Consider the following 19,886-nt stretch of genomic DNA (forward strand, 5'->3'; position numbering starts at 1 on the left):
GGCGCTGCGCCCCCTTTTTTGCGTGGCCCCTTCCGGCTCAGGCTGGTTGCGCGGCCAGGCCTGCCTGCGGAGCCCCATGCGCCGCGTCAGCCTCGCGCAGCAGCTCCTTCAGCGAAGCGCACAGCGCGGGGTGGCGAACGATGTCCAGATGATCGGCCTGCGGTAGCATTTCGGCCGAGACCACCGGCGCGTGGTCGGCCCAGCTGCGCAGCGTCTCCTCGCGGCGCAGCGAGCTGTCCGCGAGGAACACATGCAGCGGCAGCGGCGAACGCGCATAGGTGTAGCGCGCGGCCTGCACGCGCTTGTCGATCGTCGTCCACAACAGGTACTCGGCCGCCTCGTCGCCGGTGCCGTCGAGCGGCAGCGGCTGTGCCGGGTTCAGCACCTGATCGGCTACCCAGGCGAACTCCTCGTCGTCCATGCGGGCGAAGAGCGCCTTCCAGTGCTCGGCCATTTCCGAGCGGCCCAGCCACTGCGCGAGCACCTCGTCGGCCTGGGCGCGCCGGGCCGCATCGAGCGGCGCCAAGGCGCGCAGCGGCTCGGTCTCGAACACGTCCAGCATGCCGGTGAACACGATCTCGATGCGTCCCTGCAATTGCCGCGCAAGCTCGAAGGCCAGGTCGCCGCCCGACGACCAGCCCAGCAGCGCGCAGCGCCCCCCCGTGGCCGTGGCGAGGATGAAGCTCGCGTATTCGGCGGCCAGCGCCTGGAGATCGAACCCGCGCCAGCGCTTGCGCGTGTAGACGTGGCTCACGAAGCCGTAGACCACGCGCTCGCCCTGCAGCGCTTGCGCCAACGGCAGGAACTCGCGCGTGTTCACGATGAGACCCGGCAGGCAGAACAGCGGCACGCCGGTGCCGCTGGCGCTCAGGCAGACGGCATCGTGCGAACCCTCGAACTTCTGCCGCAGCCGCTCGGCGAGGCTGCCGAGGCTGCTGGCCTGCATCACATCCGGCAGGCTCAGCTGGCCGCCGCCGGGCAGCTGCTTGCGGATGCGCGCCACCAGCTTCAGGCTCAGGATGGAGTCGCCGCCCAGCGCAAAGAAGTTGTCGCCACGCGCAATGCGGTCCACGCCGAGCACCTGGCTCCAGATGCGAGCCAGCGCCTCCTCGGTCGGGCCCTGCGGGGCGTCGAAAACGCGCGCGGGCTCGGGCTGCGCCGGGCGCGGCAGCGCCTTGCGATCGATCTTGCCGTTGGCCGTGAGCGGCAGCGCGTCAAGCAGCACGATGCGCTCGGGCACCATCCACGCCGGCAGGCTGTCCACCAACGCGTGCCTCAGCTGTTCCACGTCGAGCGGCGTGCCCGGCCTGGCAACCACGTAGGCACGCAGCACCATGCTCTCCTGCGCGCCCTGCTCCGCAACGGCCACGGCATCGGCCACGCCATCGAGCTCGCGGATGCGGCCCGCCACTTCGCCCGGCTCAACGCGGTAGCCGCGGATCTTCACCTGGTCGTCGGTGCGGCCGAGAAACTCCAGCGTGCCGTCGCTGCGCTGGCGCACGCGGTCGCCCGCGCGGTAGATGCGCTGCCCGTCGCCGAACGGCGAAGCAACGAAGCGGTCGGCGCAAAGACCGGCGCGCGAAAGATAGCCGCGCGCCACGCCGGCACCGCCGATGTAGAGCTCGCCCGCCATGCCGGGCTGCACGGGCTGCAATGCGTCGTCGAGCACCCAGGCGTCCATGTTCGCGATGGGCTTGCCCAGAGGCAGGTTGCCGGCATCGTCAGCCTGCGCTGGCGCGGCATGCGTCAGCATGCCGACCGAGGTTTCGGTCGGCCCGTAGTGGTTGAAGATGCGCAGGTCGGGCCGCAGCGCGCGAATGGCCTGCAGCGTCGCCGCATCCGTCGCCTCGCCGCCCAGCACGAGTGCGTGCGACGGCAGCACCGCGGCCGCGCGCTGCGCATTCAGCAGGCCCTTCAGGTGGCTGGGCACGATCTTCAGCACGCCGGCGCGCGTTTTCACCATGCTGCCCGCAAACGCATCGGGATCGAAGGCCGCCTCGCTCGGGACGAGGTGCAGCGCACCACCCGAGCACAGCGCGCCGAACAGCGAGGTGTGGCCCAGGTCCGCCGCGACGGTGGACACCATCGCGAAGCTCTCGTCCTCGGGCAGCGCCAGCCGCGCGAGTACGCCCTGCACGTAGTTCGCCAGCGCGCCGTGGTGAACGACCACCCCCTTCGGCCGGCCGGTCGAGCCGGAGGTGTAGATCAGGTAGGCCGCCTGTGCAGGATGCAGCGCACGCGCGCGATGCAGCATGAAGCCGCCCGGCACGTCGAAGCCCACCCGCATGCACGGCAGCGCGGCCTGCCGCGGCTTGCCGCCAGACACCAGCACCAGCGCGGCGCCGCAATCGGCCAGCAACTCCTCGATGCGCTGCTGCGGCAGCGCCGGGTCGATGGGCACGTAGACGCCGCCGGCCTTCAGCACCGACAGCGCCGCCAGCACGAACTCGGGCGTGCGCTCCATGCAGACGGCCACGCGCTGCTCGGCACCGATGCCGCGGCTTTCGAGCTCGGCGGCCCAGTGGCCGGCAGCGCGCGCCAGTTCGTCGAAGCTGTGCGCGCGGTCGCCGAAGGTGAGCGCCGTCGCGCCGCCGCGCCTTGCGGCCGCCTGGTCGAACAGCGACAGCACGTTGTCGGTGGGCCAGCATGCGCGTTCGCCGCGCAGGCTCGAATCGCCGGTCAATTGCAGGCTGCTCAACGCGCGCGCTGGATCGGCCGCGACCTGCCCGGCCAGGCTGCGCAGCGCATCGGCCAGACGCTCGATGGTCGCGTGGTCGAAGATGTCCGCGGCATACGCAAGAACGAAGGACAGCGCGCTGCCGGTGTCGATCAGGTCGAAGCTCAGGTCGAAGTGCACTTCGTCCACGCCAATCCCGTGCGCGGCAGCGGCCGGATCCGCGGGCACAGCCCTCACCGCCTGCTGCGTCGACTTGATCTGGAACAGCGGATGCAAGCCCGGTGTGCGCTCCAGCGCCAGCGCCTCGACGAGCATGTCCAGCGGCAGGTCCTGGTGGCTCTTGGCTTCGAGCACACGCTCGCGCACCTGCGACAGCAGCGCGACGAAGCCGGCCGCGGGGTCCACCTTCATGCGCAGCACCAGCACGTTGGTGAAGTGGCCCACCAGAGCGGCCAGCTCGGGGCGGTCGCGCGTGGCCGACGGCGAGCCGATGCACACGTCGCGCTCGCCGCAGTAGCGGTAGACCAGAAGGCCGAGCAGCGCGATCGCCACCATGTACGGCGATGCGGTGTGCTTGCGTGCCAGCTCCTTCAGGCGTTGCGACACATCGGGCGGCAGCGCGAAGCTGATCTGCGCGCCGCGCGCATCGCGCGCCTTCTGGCGCGGACGGTCCAGCGGCAGCGGCGTGCTTTGCGGCGCACCCCGCAGCTGTTCGCGCCAGTAGGCGGTTTGCCGCTCGAGCTCGCCGGCTTCGAGCCACTGGCGCTGCCACACGGCGTAGTCGGCGTACTGCAGGGCCGGCGCCGCAGGCCTTGTGCTCCCGGCGGGCGCCGCGAGCAACGCCTGCAGTTCGGCGACGAGCAGCGCCACCGATTGCCCGTCGGCCGCAATGTGATGCACCGCGAGAAAGAGTTCGGGCGCACCATCGGCAAAGAGGTTCAGTTCACCGCGAAAGACAGGTCCGCGCTCCAGGTCGAAGGGCCGCGCGCCAAACTCGGTGGCGGCAGCCGCAAGCTCGCGTTCGCTGTCCGCGCGCGAGCCAGTCCATTCGCGCACCGCCCAGCCGAAGCGATGCCCGGGGTCGATGTGCTGCAGGGGCTGCCCTTCGGCACTGGCCGGGTAGGTGGTGCAGAGCACCTCGTGCCGCGCCACCAGCTGGGCCAGGCAGGCCTGCACCTGCTGCGGCGTGCACGACAGGGGCAGCGCCAGCCGCCCCGACAGGTTGTACGCCGGCGACTGCGGCGCGCGCTGCCACACCAGCCACAGGGCGCGCTGCGCATAGGCCATCGGCACCGGTGCCGCGGGGTCGCGCGGCACGATGGGCAGCGCGTCGAAGCCCACGCCGCTCGCGCGCAGCTTCTCGAGAAACACGCGCTGCTTGGCCGCGGGCAACGCAGCGAAGCGGCGCGAGAGCGCGGTCATTTCCAGACTCATAGGTCTTCCATCTCCAGTTCGCCCAGGAGGGCATCGATGCGCTCGACGCCGCGGTCCTGGGAGACCGTGGCGCCGGTCGGCGGTTCAGTAGCCACCGCGGCCACGGCAGCGGCGAATGCCATCAGCGAAGGTTGCTCGAACACCGTGCGCAGCGGCAGCTCGATGCCGAAGCGCCGCCTGGCGCCCGACACCAGTTGCACCGCCAGCAGCGAATGGCCGCCGAGTTCGAAGAAGTTGTCGTAGCGCCCGACGCGCTCCACGCCCAGCACCTCGGACCAGATCGCCGCGAGCGCAGTCTCGAACTCGTCCTGCGGCTCGGCATAGGCGGTGCCGCTCGCCAGTTCCGGATCGGGCAGCGCCTTGCGGTCGACCTTGCCGTTCGCGTTGAGCGGCACCGCGTCGAGCCGCACGATGGCCGAGGGCACCATGTAGTCGGGCAGGTGCTGCGAGAGCCGCTCGCGCAGCACCGCGGCGTCCATCTCCCGGCCGGCGCGCGGCGACACATACGCGACGAGCCGCGCACCCGCCGGGCCGTCCCTGGCCAGGACCACCGCTTCGCGCACCTCGGGCTGCGCCTGCAGCTGCGCCTCGATCTCGCCGAGCTCGATGCGAAAGCCCCGGATCTTCACCTGGTGGTCGATGCGCCCGAGGTAGTCGAGCTGGCCGTCGGCGCGCCAGCGCACGAGGTCGCCGGTGCGGTACAGCCGGCTGCCCGCCTCACCGAAAGGCGCGGCGATGAAGCGCTCCGAACTCAGGCCGGCGCGGTTGAGATAGCCGCGCGCCAGGCCGGCGCCGGACACGTGCAACTCGCCCGGCACGCCCACGGGCAGCGGGTTGAGGTCGCTGTCCAGCACCCACAGGCCGAGGTCCGGGATGCACACGCCCACGGGACTGCGCTTCTCGTCGAGATCGGCCCGCACGATGGGCCGGTAGGTGACGTGCACCGTCGTCTCGGTGATGCCGTACATGTTGACCAGCTGCGGCTGCGCATCGCCGAAGCGATCGATCCAGGGCCGCAGGCTCTCGGGCTCCAGCGCCTCGCCGCCGAAGATCACGCAACGCAGCGCGAGGCGTTCGCCGTCGTCCAGCGCCGGGCTGTGGATCAACTGGCGGAAGGCCGATGGCGTCTGGTTCAGCACGGTCACGCGCTGCGCGCGCAACAGCGCCACGAAGTCGTCCGGCGAGCGGCTCACCCAGTACGGCACGATCACCAGCTTGCCGCCGGTGCACAGCGCACCGAAGATTTCCCACACCGAGAAGTCGAAGGCGCAGGAATGGAAATTCGTCCACACGTCCTGCGCGCCGAAGCGGAACCAGCCGTCGGTGGCGTCCAGCAGGCGCGCCACGTTGCGGTGCGTGAGCTGCGTGCCCTTGGGGCGGCCGGTCGAGCCCGAGGTGTAGATCACGTACACGAGGTGGTCGACGTGCACCGCCACGTCGGGTGCGTGCGCCGGCTCACCGCGCAGGTCGAGCGTGTCGAGCTCCAGCACCTGCAGGGCATCGTCCACCGGGAGCTTCGCCCTCACATGGCTCTGCGTGAGCAGCAAGCGGATCGCGCCGTCCTCGATCATGTAGGCCAGCCGGTCGGCGGGGTACTCGGGGTCCAGCGGCACATAGGCGCCGCCGGCCTTCAGGATGGCGAGCAGGCCCACCACCATGTCGATGGAGCGCTCGACCGCGATGCCGACCTTCACCTCGGGCTTCACGCCGAGCGCGACCAGCCGGTGCGCCAGGCGATTCGCACGGGCATCGAGCTCGCCGTAGCCGAGCGTCTCGTCGCCGAGCGCGAGCGCGATGGCCCGCGGGTTCGCCTTGGCCTGGCGCTCGATCCAGCGGTGCACGGGCTCGGCATCGTCGTATGTATTGCGTAAGGCTTCGCCCGGCGGCGGCAGCTTGTCCGCGAGCCCCACATCCCCCAGCCGCGCATTCGGAGCGTGGGCCAGCAGGCCGAGCAGCCTGTCCATGTGCGCGGCCAATGCATGCACCACTGGTTCGTCGAACTGGACGCGCGCGTGGCTGTAGCTCAGCACCAGCGTGTCGCCCTGGTGCACGGAAAGGGTCAGCGGATAGTTCGTTTCCTCGCGGTTGCGCACCTCGCCGAAGCGCAGGCCGCCGGGCGCCTGCTGCTTCAGTGCCTGGTCGAGCGGATAGTTCTCGAACACCACCAGGCTGTCGAACAGGTCCTGCCCGCCCTGCCCGGCCCAGCGCTGCACTTCGTAGAGCGGCGTGTGCTCGTGGTCCTGCGCCACGAGGTTGCGCGCCTGCAGCACCCGCAGCCAGTCGCCCACGCGCTGGTCCGGCTGCAGCGTGGCGATCACCGGCAGCGTGTTGATGAACAGGCCCAGCATCTGCTGCGCGCCGGGAAGATCCACCGGCCGGCCCGCCACGGTGGCGCCGAAGCTCACGCTGCGCTGCCCGGTATGGCGTGCCAGCAGCAGCGCCCATGCGGCCTGCACCAGCGTGTTGAGGGTCACGCGTTCGCGCCGGGCCGCTTCGAGCAGCGCGCGCGTGCGCGGCGCGTCGATCTCGTGGCGGTGCATGCCGTGCCCGCGATGTTCGACCGCGGGCTTGGGCAAGGTGTTGGCCAGCCAGGTGGGGCCGTCGAGGCGGGCGAGTTCCTGGCGCCAGTGGCGCTCGTCGGCATCGCCGTTGCGCCCTTGCAGCCACGCGATGTAGTCGGCATAGCGCCCGCCAGGGGCTGCGGGTGCTTCGCCCGCGTAGTGCCGCAGCACCTCGCCCATGAGCTGCGACGTGCTCCAGCCGTCGAGCAGCAGGTGGTGCATGGTCCAGACGAAGTGGTACCGATCATCGCGAACGCGCACCAGCACGAGCCGCATCAGCGGCGGCCGCGCGAGGTCGAAGCCCTGTGCGAGTTGTTCGCCGGCCAGCCTGTCCAGGGCCTCGGGCGCATCGACGCGCCCCCGCCAGTCGTGTTCGGCCAGCGGCACTTCGACCTGCCTTGCCACCCATTGCCACGCGCGCTCTCCCTGGACGAACCCGGTGCGCAACACCTCATGCCGCTCCAGCACCGCGCGCCACGCCGCCTTGAAGCGTTCGGCATCGAGCCCGTCGATGTCCACGCGCAACTGGTTCAGGTAGGCGCTGCCGCCGGGCGCGAACAGGCTGTGGAACAGCATGCCGGCCTGCATCGGCGAGAGCGGGTACAGGTCCGCGAGGTTCGCCACCGGCAGTGCCATCGCGTCGAGCTGCGGCTGGTCGATGGCAGCCAGCGGAAAGTCCGCCGGCGTCACCCCTTCGGCACCGCTCGTGCAATGCCGCACCAGCGCTTCGAGCTCCTCGCGGAAGCGCTGCATCCAGCCCTCGACCGCGTCGCGGTCGTGGCGTGCGCGGCTGTAGCTCGCGCGCAGCGAGAGCTCGCCGCCGTAGACCTGGCCGTTAATCGAGAACTCGTGCGTGAGCGGTGCGCCGCCATCTACCGGCGCGCCACTGGGCTCCTGCGCAAGGCTCCATTGCGCCTGTGCATCGGCACCGCTGTTGTCGAACTGGCCGAGGTAGTTGAAGACCACCTGTGCCCTGGGCAGTGCGCGCAGCGCCTGCTGCTGCGCGGCATCGCCCAGGTGCTTGAAGACACCATGCCCCACGCCCTTGCGCGGAACGCGGCGCAGATTTTCTTTCACGCGCTTGAGTGCCTCGCCTTCCGCGCCGAGCGGATCGAGCGCCACCGGGAACAGCGCAGTGAACCAGCCGACGGTGCGCGACAGGTCGATGTGCGGGAACAGGTCCTCGCGGCCATGGCCTTCCAAGTCAACCAACACCCTGTCGTTCCCGCTCCACGCGCACAGCGCGCGGCCCAGCGCCGTCAGCAACAGGTCGTTGGCCTGTGTGCGGTAGGCCGCGGGCGCATCTTTCAGGAACGCTTCCGTGGTGGCGTGGTCGAGCCGCAACTCGACGCTCTCCTGGTCGGCCGCGGTGTTCGATCCATGTGGACGCGCGCATGGCAACGCGGCCGGTACATCGGCCAGCGACTGCCAGTGCGCGAGCTCGTCGCCATGGGCCCGGGCATAACCCTGCAATGCGACGGCCCAGTCCTTGCAGCTGCTGCCCGCAGCGGGCAGCGCGACGGGCTGGCCCGCAAGGCTCTGCCGGTACGCGGCCTGCAGGTCCTCGAGCAGGATGCGCCACGACACGCCATCGACCACCAGATGGTGAACGACCAGCAGCAGCCGTGAGTCGCCGTCCGGCAGCTCGATGGCGAGCGCGCGGAACAGCGGGCCGTGCGCAAGGTCCAGGCTGCGCTGCGCCTCTTCGCACAGCGGCGCCACCTGCGCCGCATCGGCCGCGCGCCGCACCCACACCAGTTCCGCGAACTGGTCTTCGGGCAGGCTCTCGAAGGCCTGGTAGGCCTGGTGCCACACACCGGCGTCCTGCCGGTAGCGCAGGCGCAGGCTGTCGTGCTGCCGAACCACCGCGCGCAGCGCCTGCCTGAAGGCCGGCAATTGCAGCGGCTCGCGGTTCTTCAGCAGCACCGCCTGGTTCCAGTGCGCGCGCACCGGCATGTTCATCTCGAAGAACTCATGCTGGAACGGCAGCAGCGGCGCCTCACCCTGCGCGTCGCCCACCGTGGCAAGCAACGCATCGGCCGTCACTGCGACGGCCGCGAGCTGCGCCACCGTCTGCCGCTCGAAGATCTGCCTCGGCGCGACCTTCCAGCCGGCCAGGCGCAGGCGCGCCACGATCTGCAGGCTCAGGATCGAATCGCCGCCGAGCTCGAAGAAATTGTCGCCGCGGCCCACGCGCGAGAGACCCAGCACATCGGTCCATACCGCTGCAATGGTCTCTTCGGCCGGGCCCCGCGGTGGCTCGAAAGCCTTGCCGTGTTCGGCGGCCGGCTCCGGCAGCGCCCTGCGGTCGACCTTGCCGCTCGGGGCGAGCGGCAGCGCATCGACCACCACCAGCGTGCCGGGCACCATGTAGTCGGGCAGCGTGCGGGCGAGTCGCTCCTTCAGCACGGCCGCATCGGCGAGCCGGCCGGCGTGCAGCGACACATAGCCCACCAGCCGCGCACCGCTCGGCCCGCGCCTTGCGACCACCACGGCTTCGCGCACCTCGGGCTGGGCCAGCAGCTGCGCCTCGATCTCGCCGAGCTCGATGCGAAAGCCCCGGATCTTCACCTGGTGGTCGATGCGCCCCAGGTATTCGAGCTGCCCGTCGTCGCGCCATCGCACCCAGTCGCCGGTGCGGTAGAGGCGCCCGCCTTCGGCATCGAAGGGATCCGCCACGAAGCGCTCGGCCGTGAGCGGCGCGCGGTGCAGGTAGCCGCGCGCCAGGCCCTCGCCGCCGAGGTAGAGCTCGCCGGCCACGTTGCGCGGCACCAGGTTCAGGTCCCCGTCGAGCACGTAGGCGCTGCGGTCGCCCACGGGCCGACCGATCGGTGCATAGCCTTCGGAGAAACTGGCGGTGCTTTCGACCTTCCACAGCATCGGCGTGACGACCGCCTCGGTCGGGCCGTAGCCGTTGATCAGCAGCGTGGGCTTCAGGTGCCGGCACACGGCGTCGAAGCCTTCGCGCGACATCGCCTCGCCGCCGAAGGAGTACAGGTGCACCGGCGGGCAGCGGCCGGTGTCGCGCGCCCAGTTGGCCAGCTGCCGCAGGTAGGCCGGCGGGAAGCCGGCGTTGGTCACCCCGTGGTGCTGCATGGCGTCGAGCGTCTGCTCGGCGGTCCAGAGCGAGGCATCGCGCAAGAGCAGCGAGGCGCCGCAGCACAGCGCAGTGAAGAGGCGCTCGTGCGCCCCGTCGAACGAGAACGACAGGAAGTGCAGCTCGCGCGACTGCCGCCCCATCTCATAGAGCATCGCGGTCTCGACGCAGTGCGCGGCGAACGGGCCGTGCGACACCATCACGCCCTTGGGCATGCCGGTCGAGCCCGAGGTGTAGATGATGTAGGCGAGGTTGCCCGCATGCACGGGCACTTGGGGCGCGTCGTCGGGCTCGCCGCCCAGGTCGGCGGTGTCCAGCTGCAGCACGCGCAGGTCGTCCCGCAGCGGCAGACCTGCCATCACATGGCTTTGCGTGAGGAGCAGCGCAATGCCGCTGTCCTCTACCATGTAGGCCAGGCGGTCGGCGGGGTACTCCGGATCGAGCGGCACATAGGCGCCGCCGGCCTTCAGGATGCCGAGCAGGCCGATCACGATGTCGAACGAACGCTCCACCGCGATGCCGACGCGCGTCTCGGGTTTCACGCCCATCGCGATCAACCGGTGCGCCAGGCGATTGGCGCGGCGGTCGAGTTCGCCGTAGCTCAGGACCTCGTCACCGAAGAGCAGCGCGGGCGCATCCGGGTTGGCCTTCGCGTGCCGGGCCATCAGGTGGTGCACGGGCTCGGTGCTGCTATCACCGGAATCGTTCACGCCCCATGTCGCGAGCCGCTCCTTTTCGCCCGCGGTGAGCAGGTCGATGTCTCGTGCCGCCTGTTCGGGCCGTTCGTCGAGTGCGCGCAGTACGCCCAGGTAGTGCTCGGCCATGCGGGCGATGCTCTCTGGATCGAACAGCTCCTGCGCCACATGGAAACTCGCTTGAACGTGGCCTTGCGCGTCTTCGACGGTGCTCAGTGTCAGCTCGAACTGGGCCGTCTGCGTGCCGATCTCGTAGTCCTGCAGCGTGAGGCCGGGCAGCTTGGCGAGCGCGGCCTGCTCGCGGCGCTGGTGGTTGAACATCACCTGGAACAGCGGCGCCGTGCCCAGGCTGCGTTCGGGCTGCAGGGCTTCGACCAGCTGCTCGAACGGCAGGTCCTGGTGGGCCTGCGCGCCGAGTGCCGCCTCGCGGGTTTGCTGCAGTGCCTGCCGCAGGCTGGTGCGGCTGCCCAGCACATTGCGCAGCACCTGCGTGTTGACGAAGAAGCCGATGACGCGCTCCGACTCCACCCGGTGACGGTTGGCCACGGGCACGCCGACGCGAATGTCCTGCTGCGCGGTGTAGCGGTGCAGCAGCACCTGCAGCGCGGTGAGCAGCACCATGAAGAGCGTGGCACCCTCGGCCCGCGCGCACCGGTGCAGCGCCTCGACCAGAGACTGCGGCAGCGCCATCTCGTGGCGGGCGACCCTGTACTTGCCGTCGCTGCGCCGCGCGTGGTCGGTAGGCAGCTGCAGCACCGGATGCTCGGCGCCCAGCTGCGCCTTCCAGTAGTCGAGCTGGCGATCCTTCTCGCCGGCTTCGAGCCAGTGGCGCTGCCACGTCGCGTAGTCGGCGTACTGGATCGGCAGGGGCGCGAGCCGCGGCGCCTGCCCGGCCGCGCGCGCACGGTATTGCGCGGCGAATTCGTCGACCAGGATCTGCATCGACCAGCCGTCCGACACGATGTGATGCATCACGACGGCCAGCAGGTGTTCGTCGGTGGCCAGGCGGATGAGCGCCACGCGCAGCAGCGGCCCGGCCGTGAGATCGAACGGCGTTTCGGCCAGGCGCACGGCCGCCTCCCGCGCGCGGTCCTCGCGCACTTCAGCATCGATGCCCGAGAGATCGATGAACGGAATCTCCAGCGCCATGCCCTGCCGAATCAGTTGTTCGACATGGCCCTCGGCATCTGCCTGGAACACCGTGCGCAGCGACTCGTGGCGCTCGAGCAAGGCGTCGAAGCTGGCCTTCAGCGCCTGCGCATCGAGCAGGCCCTTGAGCTTCAGACCGCCCGAGATGTGGTAGGCCGAACTGCCGGGCTCCAGCTGCCACAGGAACCATTGGCGCAGCTGCGCATACGAGGCGGGGCACTGCGTCTGCGCCGCCGCATCGCGCGCGAGGATCGGGAACTGCCCGATCGCCAGGCCCTCCGCGCGGATCTTCTGGTAGACCGCACGGCGCTGCGCCGGATCGAGGCCCGAGAAGCGCTTGCCGATGTGAAGGTGGGTTGCCGTGATTTCCATCAAGCGATCTCCAAACTGTCGATGAAGGAATCAATGTCCGAAAGAGATTGGGCGACGGGCTTTCTCGCCGCCGCTGCGGCGACGAGGCCCGCCATGGCGGCGAGCACCGGGTGCTGGAAGACGTCTTTCACGGAGAGTTCCGCATGCATCGCGCCCTGCACGCGGGCCACCACCTGCACCGACATCAGCGAATGGCCGCCGAGCTCGAAGAAGTTGTCGTGGCGGCCGATGCGCGGAACGCCGAGCACTTCGGCCCAGATGGCAGCGAGCGCTTCTTCCACCTCGCCCTGCGGTGCTTCGTGGACGCGCGCGCTCGCCAGCTCGGGTGGCGGCAGCGCCTTGCGGTCCACCTTGCCGTTCGGGTTGAGCGGCAAGCTGTCCAGCGCGACGACGAGGCCCGGCACCATGTAGTCCGGCAGCACGCGGCCGAGGCGTTCGCGCAGTTGCGTGTTGTCGACGGCCTGTCCCGCCTGCGCCGAGGCGTACGCCACGAGCCGTGCACCACCCACTCCTTGGCTCGCGACGACGACCGCCTCGCGTACTTCGGGCTGCGCGAGCAGTTGCGCCTCGATCTCGCCGAGTTCGATACGAAAGCCGCGGATCTTCACCTGGTGGTCGATGCGCCCCAGGTAGTCGAGCTGCCCTTCGCTGTTCCATCGCACGAGGTCGCCCGTGCGATAAAGGCGCGCGCCCTCGGCCATGCCGAAGGGGTCGGCCACGAAGCGCTCGGCGGTGAGCCCCGCGCGCTCCACATAGCCGCGCGCAAGCCCGATGCCGCCCAGGTAGAGCTCGCCCGCTACGCCCGGCGCGACGAGGTTCAGGTCGGCATCGAGCACGGAGGCCTGCGTGCCGGCAATGGGCCGGCCGATCGGCACCTGGCTGCGGCCGTCGCTGCGGCAGGTCCAGTGCGTGACGTCGATGGCCGCTTCGGTGGGGCCGTAGAGGTTGTGCAGCGCCGCTTGCGGCAGCCGCCTGAAGACGCCGAGTTGCGCCTCGGCGGGCAATGCCTCGCCGCTGCAGACGATCTGCCGCAAGCTGGTGCAGGCCTCGATGCCATCGTGCGCCAGGAAGGCCTGCAGCATCGATGGCACGAAATGCAGCGTGCTCACGCCGTGGCGTTGGATCAATCGGGCGAGGCGTGCGGGCTCGCGGTGATCGCCGGGTGCCGCCACGGCCAGCCGCGCACCGGCCATGAGCGGCCAGAAGAACTCCCACACCGACACGTCGAAGCTGAACGGCGTTTTCTGCAGCACGGTGTCCGCACCATCGATCGGGTAGGCCGCCTGCATCCATGCCAGCCGGTTGTGCAATGCCGCGTGCCGGTTGGCCGCGCCCTTGGGGCGGCCGGTGGAGCCCGAGGTGTAGATCACATAGGCGAGGTTTTCGCCGTTCAGCGCAACCACCGGATCGGTCTGCGCCATGCCCCGGAGATCCAGCGTGTCGAGCGCGAGCGCCGGGACGGCGGCCGATAGCGCAAGGCGATCGGCAAGGCTGCTGTGCGTGAGCACGACGCCAAGCTTGCTGTCTTCGACCATGCAGGCGATGCGCTCCGCCGGGTACTCGGGGTCCAGCGGCACGTAGGCGCCGCCGGCCTTCAGCACCGCGAGCAGGCCGGTCACCAGTTCCAGGCTGCGCTCCAGCGCAACGCCCACCTTGACCTCGGGGCCCACGCCCTCCTCGATCAGCCTGTGCGCGAGCTGGTTGGCGCGGCGGTTGAGTTCACCGTAGCTGAGCGATGCATCGCCGAAGAGCACGGCGACCGCATCCGGATGCCGTGCCGCCTGCTGTTCGATGAGGCGGTGCACCGGCACGGCCTCGCCGTGGCTGTGCGTGTTGACGCTCCACTGGCCAAGCTGCGCTTTTTCTGCGGCGCCCAGCAGGTCGAACTCGTTCAGCGTCGATGCGGGCCGCGCGGCCAATGCTTCGAGCACGCGGCCGTAGTGGCCTGCGAGCCGCCCGATGGTCTGCGGCTCGAACAGCTCGGCCGCATAGCGGAAGTTGGCCCGGATGCCGCCGTCTTCGCACTCGATGGTTTCCAGCGTGAGCTCGAACGGTGCGGCGCGCTGGGCGAGGTCGATCCGGCGCACGCGCAGTCCGGGCCAGCCCTGCAACGGCCGGTCGCCCTGGCCAAGGTGGTTGAACATCACCTGGAACAGCGGCGAGCCCGCATGCCCCCGCTCGGGTCGCAGGGCCTGCACCAGCCGCTCGAACGGCAGGTCCTGATGCGCCTGCCCCTCGAGCGACACGTCGCGCACCTGCAGCAGCAGGTCGACCAGGCGCATCTGCCCGTGCATGCGCGCATCGAGCACCACGGTATTGATGAAGGCGCCGATGACACCTGAGGTCTCCGGACGGCCGCGCCCCGCCACCGGCACGCCGACGCGGATCGCCTGCTGTCCGGTGTGGCGGAACAGCAAGGCATGGAACGCGGTGAGCAAGGCCATGAACAGCGTGCCGCCCTGCTCGCGGGACTGGCGCTTCAGCGCCTCCACGAGCGCCGCCGGCACGTCCAGCGTGTGCTGCGCCGCGCTGTAGTCCGCGCCGGCGGAGCGCGGCCGGTCGGTGGAGAGCGCGAGCACCGGGTGGCAGTCGCCGAGCCGGCCGCGCCAGTAGGCGAGCTGGCGCTCGCCTTCGCCGTCGTCCAGCCACTTGCGCTGCCAACGGGCGAAATCGACGTAGCGGATTTCCGGCTGCGGCAGCGATGCTTGTACGCCCTGGACACCTTGGACACGCATCGCGTAGAACCGGGCCAGCTCGTCGAGCATCAGCTCGACCGACCAGGCATCGGAAATGATGTGATGCATCATCAGGAGCAACTGGTGCTCGCCGTCCGCCATCTTCAACAGCGTGCCGCGCAGCAAGGGGCCAGCCCTCAGGTCGAAGGGCGTGCGGCAGACGCCGGACACCACCTCGGCGTAGCGCGATTCGCGCGCCGCTGCGTCGAGCGCGGCCAGGTCGATGAAAGGGATCTCGATCTCGACTGTCGCCTGGATGCATTGCTCGGGCAGCCCCCCCTCCCCCGAACGGAAGACGGTGCGCAGCGCCTCGTGACGCGCCGCGAGCGCCTGCATGGCCTCGCGCAAGGCGGTGATGTCGAGCGGCCCCGAGAAGCCGAGCCCGCCGCCGACGTGATAGGCGGTGTTGCCCGGGTTCAGCTGCCACAGGAACCACTGCCCCTGCTGTGCGAAGGACACGGGCGCGGCGCAATCGCCCTGGCCGCGCACGATCGCCGCGCGCTCGGGCGCCGGTGCCGCGTCGCGCTTCAGGCGCTGCTGCAGCAGGCTCAGTTGCGCGGGCGTGAGCCGGGCGCGTCGTTCGGAAAGGTTCGGTATCTCGCTCATGGTGTGCTGTCTTCGGCGGTTTCTGCGGTTTCGGCTTCGCGTTCGATGTCCTCGATCAGGCGCAGCTCGACCAGGGTCGCCAGCTCGGCGATGGTCGGCGCCTTGAAGAATGCGGCGGGATGCAGCTCCACGCCGTAGGCCTTGCGCACGCGGGCCAGCAGGCGGATGGCGAGCAGCGAATCGCCGCCCAGCTCGAACAGGTTGTCGTGCACGCCCACGGGCACGATGCCCAGCGCATCGCTCCAGAAGCTGGCGAGCGCTTCTTCCAGCTCGCCTTCGGGGGCGGCATACGGCGTCTGCAGCACGGGGCGCGAATGGCCGGTGCGCACTTCGGCCGCGGGCGCGTCGTCGAGGGAATCGAACAGGTCGTCCAGCGGCCTGAGGCGTGGCGCCAGCGGCGAGACGGACACGATGGTCTGCGGCAGGTCGGGGCCGTTGGCGATGCGCTCGAAGGCGAGCACGCCGGTGCGCTCGTCCAGGCCCACGCCCTCGGGCAGGTCCATGTCGAGCGCCACGCCAACGTCGCGCCACGCATCCCAGTTAACCGAGAACAGCGGCAGCGGCGAGCTGCGGCGGCTGGCCGTGGCAAGTGCGTCCAGATAGGCATTGGCGGCGGCGTAGTCGCTGCGGCCGAGGCCGCCGATGAGCACCGAGATCGACGAGCAGAACAGCACGAAGTCCAGCGGCTCGGTGCGTAGCGCATCGAGCAGCGCGAGCGTGCCCGCGATCTTCGGCGCGAAGGCCGCTTCGACCAGCGCCGGCGTGCGCTGGGCGATCATGCCGCGGTCGGGGTGCACGACGGCATGCACCACGCCATGGACCGCGCCGAAGCGCGCATGCACGGCGGCGAGGGCCCCGCGCAGTTGCGCGGCATCGTTGACGTCGGCCGCCACCGGCAGCACCTCGGCGCCGTCCGCTTCGAGATCGATCAACTGCTGCAGCTTGCGCCGCAACACCACGGGCTGACCGGCGTCCGCAACGAGGCGCTCCCAATCGCTGCGCCCCGGCAGCGGCGTGCGGCCGAGCAGCACGAGCTTCGCCCTCCAGGTGCGGCTCAGGTAGCGCGCCATCGCAAGGCCGACGCCGCCCATGCCGCCGGTGATGAGGTAGACGCCGCCTTCGCGCAGGCGCTGCCTCGCGGCGGGCGCGGGCACATCGGGCAGCGGCGCATAGCGCTTCCGCCAGCGATGCGGCCCGCGGTAGGCCACCAGGAATTCGTCTGGCGACGCCCATGCCTCGTCGGCCACGCGGCGCGCGAGCTCGGCCTCGGCTGCGCTCTCGGGTGCGGGCAGCACCACGTCCACGACGCGGCAACCGATCGACGGGTACTCCTGGCCCAGGATCTTCGCGAGGCCGAGCAGCGTGGCCTTCTCGGGTGCGAGCGGCTCGGTGCCGGCAACGTCTTCGACGCGATCGGTGACGACGGTGAGCGCGAGGGTCCCGCGCCCCGCGGCGCCCACCGCATCGAGCGCGTGCGCGAACGCGAGCAGGCTGAAGTAGCCGGCCTCGAAGACTTGCGCGTGCGATGCCGCGGGCCGGTCGCCGTCCAGACTCCACAGGTGATGCAGGTGCAGCACCGGCCCGGCTTCGGCTTCGACTTCGCGCAGCAGCGCTTCGTGATCGGAGCGCTCGGCTGTGCGCAGGGCGTATTGGCCCGGCGCGGTGCGGGCAAAGCGCGGTCCGCGCAAGGCCAGCACCACTTTTTCGCCGCGCTCGCGCAGGGTGCGCGCGAGCCGGTCGGTGAAGCTGTTCGCATCGCCGAGCACCAGCGTGCAACCTGTGCGCTCGCCCTGCTTCTCAGCGGGCGGAAGCGGCGCGCTGCGCTCCCAGAGGGGCGCGTAGAAGAGGTTCGATGACGTGCTCCTCGCAGGCTGCGCGGCCTCGACCGCCTCGATCCAGAAGCGCTTGCGCTGGAAGGCATAGGTAGGCAGCGGCACGCGGCGCCGGCTTGCGCCTTTGGCGCGGCAGGCCGCCCAGTCGATGTCGACGCCCGCAGTCCACAGTCCCGCCACCGCAATGGCCAGCTGCTGGACGTTGCGCGCCGTTTGCTGCGGGTGCGCCTGGCTCGCCCAGATGCCTGCGGCCTCGCGGCTTTGCGGATGCTGGCGCGCGAGGCCCGCGAGCGTTTCGCCGGGACCGACTTCGAGCACCACGCGGCCCGGCGCGGCGAAGATCTCGCGCAGGCCGTCGGCGAAGCGCACGGTGCCGCGCAGGTGGCGGCCCCAGTACGCAGGGCTCGTGGCCTGCGCTTCGGTGATCGGCTTGCCGGTCGCGTTCGACAGGAAGGGAATGCGCGGCGCATGGCGCGGCAGCGAAGCGATCAGCTGCTCCAGCTCGGCCACGATGGGATCGACCAGGCTCGAATGCGAGGCGATGGCCACATGCAGGCGGCGCGGCAGTTGCTGGCGCGCGCGCAGGGCCTCTTCGGCGCGCTCGATGGCGTCCACCGGACCGGCCAGCACGCAGAGCTGCTCGCCGTTCACCGCCGCTAGGTCGCAGCCGTCGCGAAGGAATTCGGCCAGCGCCGATTCGGGCAGCGACACTGCCGTCATCGCGCCCGCTGGGAGCGTCTGCATCAGGCGGCCGCGCGCGACGACGATGCGCAGCGCGTCTTCGAGCGAGAACACGCCCGACAGGCAGGCCGCCACGTATTCGCCGAGGCTGTGGCCGAGCATCAGCGCGGGCTGCACGCCGCAGCTCATCCACCAGCGCGCCATCGCATACTCGACTGCGAACAGCGCGGGCTGCGCGTATTCGATGCGGAACAGCCGCTCGTTCGCCGCGGCTTCGTCGCCGTCGGCCGGAAACACCAGCGCGATCAGGTCGATGCCGGTGCCGGCCTTCAGCAGCGCGGCACAGCGGTCGAGCTCTTCGCGGAACACGGCGCTGTCCCGATAGAGCGCCTCGCCCATGCGCGCATGCTGCGCGCCGCCGCCGGGGAACAGGAACACCACCTCGGGCACGGCGGCGGGCGCGCGCGACGACGGGGTCATCGGCGAAGCCAGCATCTCCGAAGCCAGCGCCAGCCGGTCGGCCACCACGGCACTGCGCCAGGCAAAAGGGCGGCGTCCGCTTTGCAGCGTGTGGGCCACATCGCCCAGCGCCAGCTCCGGATGGGCCTGCAAATGCACCGCGAGCTGCGAGCGGCCCTGCGCCAGCGCGGCTTCGTCCTTCGCCGACACGGGCAGCACCTGCCAGCCGGACGCGGGCTGTGCCGCGGGAACTGCCGGCGCCTCTTCGAGCACCACATGCACGTTGGTGCCGCCGATGCCGAACGAGCTCACGCCCGCGCGGCGCGGCGCCCGGCCTTCGGGCCACGGACGCAATTGCGCATTGACGTAGAACGGGCTGGACGCGAAATCGATCTGCGGGTTCGGGCTCTCGTAATGCAGGCTGGGCGGCAGCATGCGGTGCTTGAGCGCCATCACCGTCTTGATGAGCCCGGCCACGCCGGCCGCGGCATCGAGGTGGCCGACGTTGGTCTTCACCGAACCCACGGCGCAGAAGCCGCGGCGCGCAGTGTCGGCGCGAAAGGCCTGTGTGAGCGCAGCGAGTTCGATCGGGTCGCCGAGCGTGGTCGCGGTGCCATGCGCCTCGATGTAGCCGATGGTGTCCGCGGGCACGCCCGCGATGAGCTGGGCCGCGCGGATCACCTCGGCCTGCCCGTCCACGCTGGGCGCGGTGAAGCCGACCTTGGCGGAGCCGTCGTTGTTGGCCGCGCTGCCCTTGATGACCGCATGGATGGTGTCGCCGTCGCGCAGCGCGTCGTCCAGCCGCTTGAGCACCACGATGCCCGCGCCGCTGCCGATGATCGTGCCGGCCGCCTTCGCGTCGAAAGCGCGGCAGTGGCCGTCGGGCGAGAGGATGGCGCCGGCCTGGTAGCGGTAGCCGCCTTCCTGCAGCAGGTTGAGCCACACGCCGCCGGCCAGGGCCATGTCGCAGTCGTGGCTCAGGAGCGCCTGGCAGGCCGTGTGGACCGCGGTGAGCGACGTGGAGCAGGCGGTCTGCACCGTCACCGCGGGGCCGCGCAGGTCGAGCTTGTACGACACGCGGGTGCACAGCGAGCCGCCCGAGTTGCCGCTCATGAGGCCCAGCAGGTCGGCGATGCCGCTCGTCGCGCCGAGGCCGAACGACGGCAGCAGGTTGCGGATGAGGTACACATTGGCGCCCTCGCCCGCGTACACGCCGACCTTGCCCGGCCAGCGTGCGGCATCGCAGCCCGCGTGCTCCAGCGAGGCCCAGGCGCATTCCAGGAAGATGCGCTGCTGCGGGTCGAGGGTTTCGGCCTCGCGCGGCGAGTAGCCGAAGAAGCCGGCATCGAACTTGTCGAAGCCTTCGAACATCACGCCGGCCTTCACGTAGTCGGGGTCGTCCAGGAGCGACTGCGGCACGCCTTGCGCGCGCAGCTGCTCGTCGGTGAAGTGGGAGACCGAGGCCACGCTGTCCCGGATGTTCTGCCAGAAGGCGTCCACGTCGTCGGCGCCGGGAAAGCGCCCGGCCATGCCGACGATGGCGATCTCGATGCCGCTCGGCTCGGAGGGTTCGCAGGATGGGGACATA

At 70.6% G+C, this 19,886-nt stretch carries 4 protein-coding genes; all 4 read right to left on the reverse strand.

Translation table 11 applies throughout. From position 1 onward, the window contains the following. Positions 1 to 37: 37 nt before the first annotated feature. From VAPA_RS19090 to VAPA_RS19105, 4 genes are read right to left on the reverse strand one after another with little or no spacing between them, the layout of a single operon-like run. Positions 38 to 4,111: a non-ribosomal peptide synthetase gene (locus tag VAPA_RS19090; RefSeq protein ID WP_021008405.1), complete on the reverse strand. Its 4,074-nt coding sequence runs from the start codon at positions 4,109 to 4,111 to the stop codon at positions 38 to 40. After that, entirely contained in the window at positions 4,108 to 11,985 is a 7,878-nt protein-coding gene (locus tag VAPA_RS19095; RefSeq protein WP_021008406.1) for a non-ribosomal peptide synthetase, read from the reverse strand. The genes VAPA_RS19090 and VAPA_RS19095 overlap by 4 nt, the downstream gene beginning before the upstream one ends. Further along, a complete protein-coding gene (locus tag VAPA_RS19100; RefSeq protein WP_021008407.1) occupies positions 11,985 to 15,326 on the reverse strand; it encodes a non-ribosomal peptide synthetase in 3,342 nt (1,113 codons plus the stop codon). Before VAPA_RS19100 ends, VAPA_RS19095 begins: the two co-directional genes overlap by 1 nt. After that, complete coding sequence (locus VAPA_RS19105) at positions 15,323 to 19,885, reverse strand: type I polyketide synthase (RefSeq protein WP_021008408.1); 4,563 nt, start codon at positions 19,883 to 19,885, stop codon at positions 15,323 to 15,325. Before VAPA_RS19105 ends, VAPA_RS19100 begins: the two co-directional genes overlap by 4 nt. Between the last annotated feature and the right edge of the window lies 1 nt (position 19,886).

The sequence above is a fragment of the Variovorax paradoxus B4 genome, assembly GCF_000463015.1.
Classification (GTDB): domain Bacteria; phylum Pseudomonadota; class Gammaproteobacteria; order Burkholderiales; family Burkholderiaceae_C; genus Variovorax; species Variovorax paradoxus_E.